The sequence below is a fragment of the Duganella sp. AC237 genome (genome assembly GCF_979254035.1).
In genome coordinates this window covers 800,349-813,538 of the sequence record NZ_CEEDEW010000003.1, presented here as the reverse complement: position 1 = coordinate 813,538, position 13,190 = coordinate 800,349, and the positions used below count along the sequence as shown (strand labels likewise).

Genomic DNA, 13,190 nt, shown 5'->3' with positions numbered 1-13,190 from the left:
GATTACTCGAATTTTACTGGCAATTTGCTACACCGCACGACCGTGCTTTTTACGTCACATCACGTCTAAAGTTATTGCGCCGCAGCACGCTGCGTCAGGATTTCCACCGCCGGCAAGGTCTTCCCTTCCAGGAATTCGAGGAAAGCGCCGCCGCCCGTCGAGATATAACCGATCTGCTCGGTGATACCGTATTTGGCGATCGCCGCGAGGGTATCGCCACCGCCGGCGATTGAGAACGCCTTGGAGTTGGCGATAGCCAGCGCCAGCGTCTTGGTGCCTTCGCCGAACTGGTCGAACTCGAACACGCCGACCGGGCCGTTCCAGACGATGGTGCCGGCGGCGGCGATCTGCGCGGCCAGGGTGGCGGCGGTCTTGGGACCGATATCCAGAATCATGTCGTCGTCGGCGACATCGGCCACGTCCTTGACGGTGGCGACGGCCGTTGGCGAGAATTCCTTGGCGCACACAACATCGACCGGGATCGGCACTTGCGCGCCGCGCTTGGCCATGATGTCGATGATGGCCTTGGCCTCTTCAACCAGTTCGTTCTCGACCAGCGATTTACCGATGTTCAGGCCGACGGCCTTCATGAAGGTGTTGGCGATGCCACCGCCGACGATCAGGTTGTCGACCTTGTCGGCCAGCGCCTTCAGGATCGACAGCTTGGACGATACCTTGGAACCGGCGACGATCGCCAGCAGCGGACGGGCCGGGGCGCCCAGCGCCTTGCCCAACGCGTCCAGCTCGGCGGCCAGCAGCGGGCCTGCCGACGCGACCGGCGCGAACTTGGCGATGCCGTGGGTCGACGCCTCGGCGCGGTGGGCAGTGCCGAAAGCGTCGTTAACGTAGATATCGCACAACTTGGCCATTTTTTGCGCCAGCTCGTCGTTGTTCTTCTTCTCGCCCTTGTTGACGCGGACGTTTTCCAGCAGCACAACCTGGCCGGCTTGCAGGTTTTCCAGACCGGCGCCCTCGACCCAGTTCTGTTTCAGCTCGACCGCCTGGCCCAGCAACTCGGACAGGCGCGCGGCGACCGGCGCCAGGCTGTCTTCCGGCTTGAACTCGCCCTCGGTCGGACGGCCCAGGTGGGACGTCACCATCACTTTCGCGCCGGCGGCCACGGCCGCCTTGATGGCGGGAACGGAGGCGCGGATGCGTGTATCTTCGGTGATATTGCCCGCATCATCCTGCGGCACGTTCAAGTCGGCACGGATGAAGACGCGCTTGCCTTGCAGCGCATTCTGGGCGATGAGATCTTGCAGACGGATGAAGTTCAAAACAGCGGACATGGCGACCCAAGGGTGAGTTGAAAGAAGAGCGCTATTTTACCGCAAGCGCAGCCGTGTTTTATTGTTATTGAAATACAGGAACAAGGGTGGGCAAGAAGGAGGGAAGCACCCGCAGTGCCGTAAAGAAAGCCATGCCGAAAATGATCGTTTCCAGCATATTGCGCCGCAGCAAATAATAACCCGTCGCGACGATGCCGGCGATTAATTTTAGATTGCTCACATCAAGGACGACGTGGCCGTCCGGGGCCAGCAGCAGATCCGGGAAGATAATCGCCGCCAGTGCGCAGGCCGGCGCATAGCGCAGCATTTCCTGCACCCGTTTGGGGATGGTGATGTGCTGGCCGATTAGCCAAAACGAGCTGCGCGTGGCGGCGGTGGCCAGCGCCAGCACACCGATGACGACCCAAATTTCCCAATCAGCCATTTTTGTTCTCCGAGCGGGTGCGCCACTTTTCGGCGCCCTCTTCCACCGCCATCGCGGTCAACATGCCGACCAGCACCGCCAGCAATAGGCCCAACTTATAAGGCAGCCCCGCCGCGACCACGGACACGCCGCCCGCGACGAGCACGCCGCACAGCGCCGGCCGCCCGACCATCAACGGGATCATCACGCAAATAATGGCCAAGGTGCCGGCAAAACCCAGCCCCCATTCCGGCGGCACTGTGCTGCCGAGGAAGATGCCGGCGATCGAGCCGACCTGCCATGCGCCCCAGTTCGGGTACATCAGGCCCTTCAAATACGACAACTTGCCGACCTGCGGGGCTTCCGACGGATACTTTTTCAAGAACAGCGCCACCGTGATATCGCCGGAGACATAGCCGAGCAAAAACCGGCGCATCCAGGGAAGATGGGCGAAGTGCGGCGCCAGCAAGGCCGCAAAGATAACGAACCGCAAATTGACGACGAACGCCGTCAGGAAGATGACCCAGATCGGCGCGCTGGCAGCGATCAGCGGCAACGCCGCCAGTTGCGCCGAGCCGGCGAACACCAGCAACGTCATGCCCAGCGCCTGCGGCACGCTCAGCCCGGACTTGACCATCGCGATGCCGACCACCAAACCCCAGGCGCCGATGCCGAACAATGTGGGAGTGCCGACCTTCAGGCCTTCCCTCCAGGAAGGCTCATGATGCTCGGCCACATAGCGGGCGGGCGCGGGAGGGGTGCTGCTCGGTTCGGTCATGTGGCTGTAGTGTTGTGTGGCATTCCCGCCACATAGCAGGCCACACCGATATTGTTGAGGCGCTATTTTACCGATGATTTTTGCTCAATGCGCAATTCCGTTAAAATCGTGGTTTTCACGCCTTTCGGAGCATTACAACATGACCAACGCCAACACGTCCGCCGCAGCCGCCCCCAACGCCGTCGAGCTGGATGGCAAGGATTTGCCGGCACACTGCCCGAACCCAGCCATGCCGCTGTGGTCGTCGCACCCACGCGTGTTCCTGGAATTCAACAACGACGGCACCGCCAAGTGCCCGTACTGCGGTACCGCCTACCGCCTCAAGCCGGGCACCGTCGTCGGCCACCATTAATATGCCCACCGCCAGCCGCGTCCTCCGGAGCCCGCATGCCCATTAAACGAGAAAAACAGTTGAACGGCAGCGCCGTCGAGGTGGAAACGGCGTTCTACGCCGCGCTCAACCGCGCCGACCTGGACGCGCTGATGGCCCTGTGGGCCGACGACGAAGAGATCGTCTGCGTCCATCCGGGCGGCACCCGCCTGATCGGCCACGCGGCGATCCGCTCGTCCTGGAGCAAGATCCTCGAACACGGCGGCCTGCACATCATGCCGTCGCAACTGCACGAAACCCACAACCTGATGAGTTCCGTGCACACGGTGGTCGAAGGCACGACCGCCGCCAGCGGCGAAGCGGCGCATCTGGTCGCCACCAACGTCTACGTCAAAACGCCGCGCGGCTGGCGCATCGTGCTGCACCACGTTTCGGTCGCGCCCGGTCCGGTGCCGGCCGACACGTCGACGCAAGTCCTGCACTAACCCCCCGTCCACCGCCGTGAAGTACACCGCTCCGTTCTGGCTGCCTAGCGGTCACCTGCAAACCATCTACCCCGCCGTCGCCATCGCCAAGCCGGCGGTGGCGTTCCGCCGGGAGCGCTGGGACGCGCCGGACGGCGACTTCGTCGATGTCGATTTCGTCGACGGCCAGCCGGGGCAACCGTTCGTGGTGCTGTTCCACGGCCTGGAAGGCTCGTCCGACAGCCACTACGCGCGCGCCCTGATGGCCGACATCGCCGCGCGCGGCTGGTCCGGCGCGGTGCCGCACTTTCGTGGCTGCTCCGGCGAGGCCAACCGCGCGCCGCGCTTCTACCATTCCGGCGACGCGACCGAAGTCGACTGGATTATCCGCCGCCTGCACGCACAGCACGTCGCGCAAGGCGGCGGCAAGTTCTACGCCGCCGGCGTCTCGCTGGGCGGCAACGCGCTGCTGCGCTGGCTGGGCGAATCGCAGCACCAGGCCGACTTCGTCGACGCCGCCTGTTCGGTGTCGGCGCCGCTGGACCTGGCGCAGGGCGGCGCCTCGCTGTCGAGCGGCTTCAACATGATCTACACGCGCATGTTCCTGCAAACGCTCAAGCCCAAGTGCATCGCCAAGCTGCGCGAGTTCCCCGGCCTGTTCGACCTCGACGCCCTGCACGCGGCGCGCGACCTGTACGCCTTCGACAACGTCGTCACCGCGCCGCTGCACGGCTACCGCGACACCGACGACTACTGGGACCGCGCCAGCGCCAAGCATGTACTCAACGACATCACCGTGCCGACCCTGGTGCTCAACGCCAAAAACGATCCCTTCCTGCCCGGCCGCCACCTGCCGCAGCGTGCGGCACCAAACGTGGTATTGGACTATCCTGACCACGGAGGCCATGTCGGCTTCGCGGTCGGCGGTCTGCCGGGCAAGCTGCACTGGCTGCCGCAGCGTCTGATTCACTTTATGGAAGGCGCCAACGACGGTATGGCGCAGAAACGGATCGAGAAGAAACATGGATGACATCGTCAAGCAGGCACTGGCCAAATGGCCGAACGTGCCCCACTGCTACGGCTGGCTGGGTCTGGACGCGCGCGGCAACTGGCGCATGCGCGACGAACGCGCCCAGCAGCAGAATCTGCCCGGCGACAAGCTCGCGCACGAGGCGCTGATCGCCTTCATCGTGCGCAACTACGCCGCCGACGACCGGGGTTGCTGGTACTTCCAGAACGGCCCGCAACGCGTGTACGTGAACCTGGAAGCGACGCCCTACATCGTGCGCACCGATCCGTCCTGCGGCTGGCTGCTGCACACCGGCACCGCGATGGGCGGCATCGACAAGGCCGTGTTGACGGAAGCCGGCGCGCTGGTCTTGCGCAGCGGTGAAATCGTCGCCCAGCTGGACGACCGCGATTTCGCCCAGGTGCTGCCGCTGCTCAGGATGAACGACGAGCCGGTGGCCGACGAAACCTTGCTGGAATGGATGGAGAGCGACGCGCACTCGGTCGCCTCCACATTGACCTTGACCGACCACGAGCGTCAGGTGCCGGTACACCGGGTGGCCGCCGCGCAGGTGGCGGCGCACTTCGGCTTCGTCAGCGAACCGAGCGCCCCGGCGTAAGGTCCGAAGCCCCCTGGCGCAGCCGGTCGAACGGATTGGTCGACTGGTTGGAGAATGGACTGTTCGGGTTTTTGGTACGGTCGTCATCCTCGGCGCGGGAACCGGAGCGCATCTCCGCCTTGAACGCCGGCCGGCTGTCGGCCTCGCGCAAATCCTTCTTGCCCTTGTCGCCCATTTCCTCGCGCCGGCGCGCCTGCAACTCGCGCTCGCGCGCATCGATCACCGCCTGGTCGTAGAACGACGCGTCGGGCGCCTTGCGCGCATAGCCAAGCTGGTCTAGCGCCGAAAGCACCCCACCCTGCAACACATACGACTCGGCCAGCGCCATGTGCTGCAACGCCAGCTTGCCCTGCTTCGAATAGGCCTGCGCCAGCAAATCGTAGGCGTTAGGATCTTCGCGGTAGGACTGCACCTGTTCGCGCAGATAGCTGGCCGCCTCCTCGTACTTGCCGGCGGCGATCAACGCCTCGCCGTACAGGTGCGCGATGCCGCGCGACAGCGGATAACGCTGATGCGCCGCCTCGGCATCGACCACCGCCTGCGCGAGGACGGCCTTGTCGTTGGTCTGCGCCAGCTTGATCTCGATGGCCGTGCTGACGAAAATGGCATCCGACGACGGCTTCGGCGCCGCGCTGAAGGTGCCGGCGGCGGGCGCCTTGCCGAACGTCGCGCGCGCCTTGTCCAGCCACACCTGCGCGTTGGCGGTGTCGCCTTTTTTCAGCGCCAGGAAAGCCATGCCGTACTGCCCCGCCGTCAGTTGATGACGGTTCTCCTGCAACATCTGATTCTCGAAAAACGTCTTCGTCTCGGCATAGCCTTGCGATGTCTGGTCCTGCAGCACGCGCGCGCGCGAACGCACCAGATAGAAATCGAGGCTGTCGACGCGCTGCTTGTACGGCTGGTCGCGGATGCGCGCCTGGATGTCGGCGATGCGCTCGGTCGTCAGCGGGTGGCTCTGCAGATAAGCCGGCACCAGATCGCTGTAGTTGCGCGAAGCGGCCTGCATGCGCTGGAAGAAGCCCACCATGCCGGACGTGTCGAAACCGGCCTCGCCCATGATCTGGAAGCCGATGCGGTCGGCCTCGCGCTCGGCGTCGCGGCCGAAATTCAATTGCCGCTGGATCGCCAGCCCCTGCCCGCCCATGAACACGCCCATGGCCGCGTCGCCGCCGGCGCGCGACGCCAGCGCGGCCAGGATCATCGCCGCCAGCGGGATCAGCGCGTCCTGCTTTTGCTGGCCGATCGAGCGGGCGATGTGGCGCTGCGCCACGTGGCCGATCTCGTGGCCGAGCACGGACGCCAGTTCCGACTCGGACTGCGCCGCCAGCAGCAGCGCCGAGTGCACAGCGATAAAACCGCCCGGCAAGGCGAACGCGTTCAGGTTCGGATCGCGCACGGCGAAGAAGTAATAATCGAAATTGGCCTCGCCGCGCGCATCCGGGCGGGCAGCGACCAGCGCGTTGCCGAAGGTGTTCAGGTATTCGAGGATGGGGCCGTCGTCGAGGAAATCGCGGTCGCGGCGGATATCGCGCATGATTTCCTCGCCCAGCTTGCGCTCCATCAGCGGCGACAAGTCCTGGCGTTCGGTATCGCCCAGCGCCGGCAGGTTGGGAATCCTGGCGGGCGCGAGCGCGTTCTGCGCCATGGCCATCGGCATGGCGACCAGCAGGGCAGCCGCGATCATGCGCATGCGCAGCGGACGGCGGCCATCGTAGGTAGGGGGGCAACGGTTCGATTTCACGGTGCTATGATACCCGCATCTCGGGCGCTTACGCACAGTGCCCGCCACCGAAATATTTTGTTAGCTCTTCAACATGACCGACACCACATCCGCCCCGCCATCCGACCACCTGACCCACTTCGACGCCTCCGGGCAAGCCCACATGGTCGACGTCGGCGCCAAGCAGGAAACCCACCGCATCGCGCTGGCCAGCGGAACCATCCGCATGAAGCCGGAGACGTTGGCGATCATCACCGGCGGCACCGCCAAGAAGGGGGACGTGCTCGGCATCGCCCGCATCGCTGCGATCATGGCGTCCAAGCGCACCAGCGATTTGATTCCGCTGTGCCATCCGCTGGCGCTGACGCGGGTGACGGTGGATTTTGAGACCGATGTGGCCAATTCGAGCGTTCACTGCAAGGCGCAGGTGGAGACTTTCGGTAAGACCGGCGTGGAGATGGAAGCGCTTACGGCGGTGCAGGTGGGGTTGCTGACGGTGTATGACATGTGCAAGGCGGTAGACCGGGGGATGGTGATGAGCGATATCCGGGTGATGGAAAAGCATGGCGGCAAGAGTGGCGACTGGAGCGTGACGAGTTAAGCGCCTTACGTGAACGTGGCGACAATGCACTGGCGGTCTACGTCATCGAACGATGCCGCCACTACAAAAACCCTTCCATCCAGCCCTGCCGTTCGACTCCGCTCAAGCTACCACGGCACCCACTGCTGGTGAGCGCCAGTGATATTGAAGCGCCGTGTTCCATTCGATTGCAGACGAGAACTCCAGAGGTCGGCATCCGCAGCGGTCGCGCCTGCCGTTGCCTGTCCCACGCCGGAACCTGTGGTGAACAGGTAATAGCCGTAAAAAGGCAGGCCGGCTTGCAAAGTGATATTTGCCCGGAACATCTCCCCCTGCTTGGCTCGAATCACGATGAAGTCCATTAAACCGCCGCCGTCCGCATAGACGTTCGAGTTCGAAGTCGCCAACAACGTGTAGGTGGTGCCACCATCATTGGAGACGTAGAGCTGCAATCCATAATCGTTCCAGGCATTCACCGGAACCACGTTGAGCAGCACGAACTGATTGTGCTGGGACGTGAATAAATAACTATCGCCCGTCGTCGTCGGGTCGTTAAACGACGCGTCAACGGCGAACGACGTGTCGTTGACCTCGCAACCGCCGCATCCCGTTCCCATTTGCTGCGCATACTGCTTGGAGTACATCTCGTACAGATCGTAGGTGCGCCAGACAGCGGCGTCCTGGCCATACCGTATCGGCCGGGTTTGGCGCACGATGCTGGAACCGGCCTTATAGACACCATCGGTCGTGGTGGTCATGCCGAGTTGCAGCGATATCCCCAACGGCCCCAAAGGACCCAAGGCGCCGAACGGGCCACTGGGTCCCAACGGTCCCTGGATCCCCCAGACGCCGGTGGAATCGAGATTGTGGTTGTGGTTTCCACGCCAGAAACTGTCTTCCTGCAGGTGGTACATGGTGTAGTAATAGGAGCTTGGGTTGAGCGCGCCAGTCTCCCCCAACGGGCCTTGGGAGCCATAGACGCAGCCGATGTCGCTTTGGTCGCTGGGCACGTTGCACCAGTTGTTATCGTAGGATGCGCCGATCAGCGAGGGCACGGTGCCTCGGAAGCGCTTCGATAAAAATCCCGACCAACTGAGCGGCCCGAAAGCGCCCAACGCTCCGGCTTGACCCAGCGGACCACTGGCGCGTGTGTACTGATAGGCGGACTCGCCGGCTGCATCGGTGGCGGAGATCCAGCGATCCACCGCGTTGCCCAACCTCGGATCATCCACCAAGTCGTATTTCATGATGATCGCGTCGGGACTGTCGGGATTCATGTTGTCGCTTTTCAGGGCGTAGACCTGGTTCGCGGTCACGATCATCCGGCACAGCGCCGGATCGTCATCGCAGACGATGGTCTTCAGAGAGGCGTCGAGCTCCGAGGTTGTAGCGCACCCGCTAAGCGCCATGGCAATCGAGACAAATACAAGATTTTTTATCATGACTGTTTCGCCTCTCGAGGGAATACGTCGAAGATCATCCTGCATCGATGTTACACGTATTTTAAGCTTATTAACTTTATAATTTTTATGGCGATCTCCGATTATCTGGCTATTCACGCCTGTCGTCAAAAACGCAACGCTTTGCGGCCCCGGTGGTTGTCCATGGCAACCTCATCAATTGCTGCTTTGTTACTTTTCATTAACCTGTATATAATAAATAGCACGGAAGTAATTTTTTTGACAGTTACCTTGCCGTGGTCGCCCATGCGTCTGCGAGAAAGAAATTGAATGAGCAGCAACCCTCTCCCGAGCGAAGCCAAGACTCAGGAATACGAATTCGAGCAGATGAACCTGCAGGTGGGCGGCAGGATCCAGTTCATCACGCACCGGACCATCAAGCCGATCCAGCACTTTTCGACCTTGATCGGTTGGGTCAAAGACGAGTACATGATCGTCAAGGTGCCGTTCGAGAACAACGCGCCCATTTCGATCAACGAGGGAGACAAGCTGACCATCCGCGTGTTTTCCGGCGTGAACGTGTGCTCGTTCGCGTGCGTCGTGCAGCGCGTGTTTCCCCGGCCGTTCTTTTACGCCCATCTGTCGTTCCCGGTGTCGATTCAGGGCACCAGCTTGCGGGCGGCGATGCGGGTGAAGGTGGATATTCCGGCGCAGTTGACGACGCCGTTCGGGACGTCGTCTGTGTTCCTGGTGAATTTAAGCGTGTCGGGGGCGCTGATCGAGTCGGCGAAGCGCTTGCCGGAGGATGATGCGCAGGTTGCGCTGTCGTTTTACCTGATCGCACAGCCGGGTAACCGGCAGGTGCGCGTTAATCCGAACGCGACTATCCGGAATATCAATGTGGTAAAGCCGGCGGCGGGTGATAAGCCGGAGGTGTTTACCTATGGCGTGCAGTTTGTCGATTTGGATCCGGTGCATTACACCATGTTGCAGAATTTGACGTACGAGGCATTGATCGCGGACCGGCAGAAGATTGTGTAGGGTCGTGCGTTTTGAGATGGCGAAAAAAAACCGGCCGAGGCCGGTTTTTTTATTCAACATCGATATTAAGGCGCGACGTTGTTTTTCGTCAGGGCTGCCAGGGCCGCCACGTGGGTGACCGTCGTCGCGACAGTCCAGTTCAAATTGGTCGCGCCTGCGGCGATATTGGGTGTGTAGGTAACGGTTTTGCCATCGACGCCATCGCCCAGGCCGGAAGCGGCCAACGTCACGACGATCGTGCCATCCACAACGGTTGCCGAAAGAACTTCTTTGGTCTTGGTCAGCGTAGCTGGAACGCCATTCTGGCCCGCATCGCAACCGGCGAGAACGCCGCCGGCCTCTTGCGCGCACACCGCCACAGCGGTCTTCATCGAATCAGCCGCGCCCTGGATGTTGGCGACCTTGGCTTTGACCGTGTAGTCGCTGTACGCAGGAATCGCGACCGCCGCCAGAATGCCGATAATCGCCACGACGATCATCAGTTCGATCAGGGTGAAGCCGGCCTGTGCTTGTTTCTTCATCATTTTCATGGATTTCATTTTGCGACTCCTGTGGGGTGAAAAAATTGGGTGGTACACCTTTCTTATCGCAAGCGGTGTGCCAGCCTCTTTTTCGACAAAACGGGCCGGAATATTTTCATAAGCGCCATTTCAGCCCCAGCCGCTGCCGTTTTTTGTCAGTTCCGACCGCCGCGTTTTGTCAGCCGGGACAAGGCCTGACAATTATTGTCAGCCGATGCGGAAGGCCATTTGCGTGCCGCCGAGGTCGATCACATCGCCATGACCGAGCCGCCAGCCCTGCTTGCCGAGCGCGACGCCATTGACCAGCGGCGCCTGCGCACCCTCGATATGCGTCAACGTATAAGCATCCGGTTGGCGCGTGATCACCACCACCTGCACGCCAGCACGGCCGAGCGTGGTCTGCGGCTTGGTCAGCGCCATTTGTTTCCCGGCATTGTTGCCGTTTAAGACTTCGATATGGGCCAGCAGTGGTTCGGCGGCCATGCTCGGCCGCACGCCGTCGGCCAGGAATTCGACCTCGAACTTGGCCATCTTGATGACGTCTTGGTGTTGCAGGAAATGCTTGCCGATGCGGTGGCCGTTGACGAAGGTGCCGTTGGTGCTGTGCAGGTCTTCCAGAAAGGAGTCGTCGAGGATGGTGACGATGACGGCGTGCTCGCCGCTGACGGCCGGATGCGTCAGCACGATGTCGTTGCGCGGATGGCGGCCGATGGTCATCCGTTCCTTGCTCAGCTGGACCTGCTGTTCCACCTGGCCGTCGCGCGTGACGATGATCTTCGCCAATCCGGTTCTCCAATAAATAAAGGGGAGCACGAGGCTCCCCTTTATTATTCCACATTCAACCGGGCTGTAATTACAGCATGGCTTTCAGCAGACGCGCCATTTCGGACGGGTTTTTGGTGACGGTGATGCCGCAAGCTTCCATGATTTCCAGTTTGGCTTGTGCGGTGTCCGCGCCGCCGGAGATCAGCGCGCCGGCGTGGCCCATGCGCTTGCCCGGAGGAGCGGTAACACCGGCGATGAAGCCGACGACCGGTTTTTTCATGTTGTCTTTGATCCAATAAGCCGCGTTGGCTTCGTCCGGACCGCCGATTTCGCCGATCATGATGACCGCGTCGGTATCAGGATCGTCGTTGAACATCTTCATGACGTCGATGTGCTTCAGACCGTTGATCGGGTCGCCGCCGATGCCGACTGCCGACGATTGGCCCAGGCCCAGCGCGGTCAGCTGGCCGACTGCTTCATAGGTCAGGGTGCCCGAACGCGACACGACGCCGATACGGCCCTTCTTGTGGATGTGGCCTGGCATGATGCCGATCTTGATTTCATCAGGGGTGATCAGGCCTGGGCAGTTAGGGCCCAGCAGCAGGGTCTTCGAGCCGGCTTTGGCCATGCGGTCCTTCAGGGCCATCATGTCGCGGACAGGAATGCCTTCGGTGATGCAAATTGCCAGGTCCAGCTCGGCTTCTACGGCTTCCCAAATAGCGGCGGCCGCGCCTGCTGGTGGAACGTAGATGACCGACACGTTGGCGCCGGTTTCTTTTTTCGCTTCAGCAACGTTGGCGAAAATTGGAATGCCTTCGAAGTCTTCGCCGGCTTTCTTCGGGTTCACGCCTGCGACGAACGCATTTTTGCCGTTCGCGTAATCGCGGCAGCCACGGGTGTGGAACTGGCCGGTCTTGCCGGTGATCCCTTGGGTAACGACTTTGGTATCTTTATTGATCAGAATGGACATGTTGATTCCTTAATTAAGCTTGACCGGCAGCGGCGGCGACGACGCTCTTCGCTGCATCTTCCATGGTGTCGGCAGCGATGATAGGCAGACCGGAATCGGCCAGCATCTTCTTGCCCAGGTCTTCGTTGGTGCCCTTCATGCGGACCACCAGCGGCACGTTCAGCGAGACAGCTTTCACCGCGGTGATCACGCCTTCGGCGATCACGTCGCAGCGCATGATGCCGCCGAAGATGTTGACCAGGATAGCTTTCAGGCCTGGGTTTTTCAGCATGATCTTGAATGCTTCGGTGACTTTCTCAGCCGTCGCACCGCCGCCCACGTCCAGGAAGTTGGCCGGCTCGCCGCCGAACAGCTTGATGGTGTCCATGGTGGCCATGGCCAGACCGGCGCCGTTGACCAGGCAGCCGATGTTACCGTCGAGGGAGATGTAGGCCAGGTCGAATTTCGATGCTTCGACTTCGGCTGGATCTTCTTCGTCCAGATCGCGGTAAGCGACGATTTCCGGTTGACGGAACAGCGCGTTGGCGTCGAAGTTGAACTTGGCGTCCAGAGCGATAACCTTGCCCGAACCGGTCAAGATCAGCGGGTTGATTTCGGCCAGCGACGAGTCGGTTTCCCAGTAGGCTTTGTACAGGCCTTGCAGGTTGGTGACAGCGTCGGCGATCGACGCTTCCGGCACGCCGATCTTCGCAGCGATGCCAGCGGCTTCAGCGTCGGTCAGGCCGACGGCTGGATCGATGGCGATCGAGTGCAGCAGTTCTGGGTGGGACTCGGCAACTTCTTCGATGTCCATGCCGCCTTCGGAGGAAGCCATCAGGACAACGCGCTGCGAGACGCGGTCGGTGACCAGCGAGACGTACAGTTCTTTCTTGATGTCCGCGCCTTCTTCGATCAGCAGGCGGCGTACTTTTTGGCCTTCAGGGCCGGTCTGGTGCGTGACCAGCTGCATGCCCAGGATCTGCTCGGAGAATTCTTTGACTTGTTCCAGCGATTTCGCAACTTTCACGCCGCCGCCTTTACCACGGCCACCGGCGTGGATTTGTGCTTTCACAACCCAGACCGGGCCGCCCAAGGTTTCCGCAGCTTTAACTGCTTCTTCAACGGACATGCACGGAATACCGCGCGGAACCGTCACTCCGTATTTTCGGAGGATTTCTTTGCCTTGATACTCATGGATTTTCATGCTGGCTTCCCTTCTGATGCTGATGTGTATAAATCGGTTGATACTGCGAAATGTGTGTTGCTAGTAAGCAGATGTTGCTACGCGCTACCCGGTGCTGCTTTGTCCACCCAGCGCGGG

At 61.4% G+C, this 13,190-nt stretch carries 15 protein-coding genes; 6 read left to right on the top strand and 9 right to left on the bottom strand.

The window, feature by feature from the left end:
• Window positions 1–71: 71 nt before the first annotated feature.
• The 3 genes from AC0IYS_RS03935 to AC0IYS_RS03925 form a co-directional block, all read right to left on the bottom strand.
• Complete coding sequence (locus AC0IYS_RS03935; RefSeq protein ID WP_471703949.1) at window positions 72–1,289, bottom strand: phosphoglycerate kinase; 1,218 nt, start codon at window positions 1,287–1,289, stop codon at window positions 72–74.
• Window positions 1,290–1,353: 64 nt separating this feature from the next.
• Window positions 1,354–1,713: an AzlD domain-containing protein gene (locus tag AC0IYS_RS03930; RefSeq protein WP_471703948.1), complete on the bottom strand. Its 360-nt coding sequence runs from the start codon at window positions 1,711–1,713 to the stop codon at window positions 1,354–1,356.
• Window positions 1,706–2,470, bottom strand: a complete 765-nt coding sequence (locus AC0IYS_RS03925) for an AzlC family ABC transporter permease (RefSeq protein ID WP_471703947.1) — start codon at window positions 2,468–2,470, stop codon at window positions 1,706–1,708. The genes AC0IYS_RS03930 and AC0IYS_RS03925 overlap by 8 nt, the downstream gene beginning before the upstream one ends.
• A 139-nt stretch (window positions 2,471–2,609) precedes the next feature.
• Here AC0IYS_RS03925 and AC0IYS_RS03920 point away from each other — a divergent pair, with 139 nt between their 5' ends.
• From AC0IYS_RS03920 to AC0IYS_RS03905, 4 genes are read left to right on the top strand one after another with little or no spacing between them, the layout of a single operon-like run.
• Window positions 2,610–2,822 (top strand): zinc-finger domain-containing protein, encoded by a 213-nt coding sequence (locus AC0IYS_RS03920; protein WP_471703946.1) that lies wholly within the window; start codon window positions 2,610–2,612, stop codon window positions 2,820–2,822.
• Window positions 2,823–2,857: 35 nt separating this feature from the next.
• The gene (locus AC0IYS_RS03915) at window positions 2,858–3,286 is read left to right on the top strand and encodes a YybH family protein (protein ID WP_471703945.1); all 429 of its coding nucleotides are present in this window, start codon (window positions 2,858–2,860) and stop codon (window positions 3,284–3,286) included.
• 16 nt (window positions 3,287–3,302) lie between these two features.
• Window positions 3,303–4,295: a YheT family hydrolase gene (locus tag AC0IYS_RS03910; RefSeq protein ID WP_471703944.1), complete on the top strand. Its 993-nt coding sequence runs from the start codon at window positions 3,303–3,305 to the stop codon at window positions 4,293–4,295.
• Window positions 4,288–4,893: a DUF2946 family protein gene (locus tag AC0IYS_RS03905; RefSeq protein ID WP_471703943.1), complete on the top strand. Its 606-nt coding sequence runs from the start codon at window positions 4,288–4,290 to the stop codon at window positions 4,891–4,893. Before AC0IYS_RS03910 ends, AC0IYS_RS03905 begins: the two co-directional genes overlap by 8 nt.
• On the opposite strand, the gene AC0IYS_RS03900 is transcribed toward AC0IYS_RS03905, so the two are convergent.
• Window positions 4,868–6,583 carry a beta-barrel assembly-enhancing protease gene (locus AC0IYS_RS03900; RefSeq protein ID WP_471708786.1) on the bottom strand — a complete coding sequence of 572 codons (1,716 nt, stop codon included), beginning with the start codon at window positions 6,581–6,583 and terminating at the stop codon, window positions 4,868–4,870. The genes AC0IYS_RS03905 and AC0IYS_RS03900 overlap by 26 nt on opposite strands.
• A gap of 124 nt (window positions 6,584–6,707) precedes the next feature.
• Between AC0IYS_RS03900 and moaC the strand changes: the two genes are divergently transcribed.
• Window positions 6,708–7,214, top strand: coding sequence for a cyclic pyranopterin monophosphate synthase MoaC (gene moaC / locus AC0IYS_RS03895; RefSeq protein WP_471703942.1), 507 nt, complete (start codon window positions 6,708–6,710; stop codon window positions 7,212–7,214).
• A gap of 107 nt (window positions 7,215–7,321) precedes the next feature.
• On the opposite strand, the gene AC0IYS_RS03890 is transcribed toward moaC, so the two are convergent.
• The gene (locus tag AC0IYS_RS03890; RefSeq protein ID WP_471703941.1) at window positions 7,322–8,635 is read right to left on the bottom strand and encodes a hypothetical protein; all 1,314 of its coding nucleotides are present in this window, start codon (window positions 8,633–8,635) and stop codon (window positions 7,322–7,324) included.
• 288 nt (window positions 8,636–8,923) lie between these two features.
• Here AC0IYS_RS03890 and AC0IYS_RS03885 point away from each other — a divergent pair, with 288 nt between their 5' ends.
• Window positions 8,924–9,634: a flagellar brake domain-containing protein gene (locus AC0IYS_RS03885; RefSeq protein ID WP_471703940.1), complete on the top strand. Its 711-nt coding sequence runs from the start codon at window positions 8,924–8,926 to the stop codon at window positions 9,632–9,634.
• 65 nt (window positions 9,635–9,699) lie between these two features.
• On the opposite strand, the gene AC0IYS_RS03880 is transcribed toward AC0IYS_RS03885, so the two are convergent.
• The 4 genes from AC0IYS_RS03880 to sucC all read right to left on the bottom strand — a co-directional run bounded on the left by AC0IYS_RS03880 (window position 9,700) and on the right by sucC (window position 13,073).
• Window positions 9,700–10,173 carry a pilin gene (locus AC0IYS_RS03880; protein ID WP_471703939.1) on the bottom strand — a complete coding sequence of 158 codons (474 nt, stop codon included), beginning with the start codon at window positions 10,171–10,173 and terminating at the stop codon, window positions 9,700–9,702.
• Window positions 10,174–10,362: 189 nt separating this feature from the next.
• On the bottom strand, window positions 10,363–10,938 hold the full coding sequence (locus AC0IYS_RS03875; protein WP_471703938.1) for an FHA domain-containing protein: 576 nt from the start codon (window positions 10,936–10,938) through the stop codon (window positions 10,363–10,365).
• A 70-nt stretch (window positions 10,939–11,008) separates the two neighbouring features.
• Window positions 11,009–11,890, bottom strand: coding sequence for a succinate--CoA ligase subunit alpha (sucD, locus tag AC0IYS_RS03870; protein ID WP_019923788.1), 882 nt, complete (start codon window positions 11,888–11,890; stop codon window positions 11,009–11,011).
• Between the two features lie 13 nt (window positions 11,891–11,903).
• Complete coding sequence (gene sucC, locus AC0IYS_RS03865) at window positions 11,904–13,073, bottom strand: ADP-forming succinate--CoA ligase subunit beta (RefSeq protein WP_471703937.1); 1,170 nt, start codon at window positions 13,071–13,073, stop codon at window positions 11,904–11,906.
• Between the last annotated feature and the right edge of the window lie 117 nt (window positions 13,074–13,190).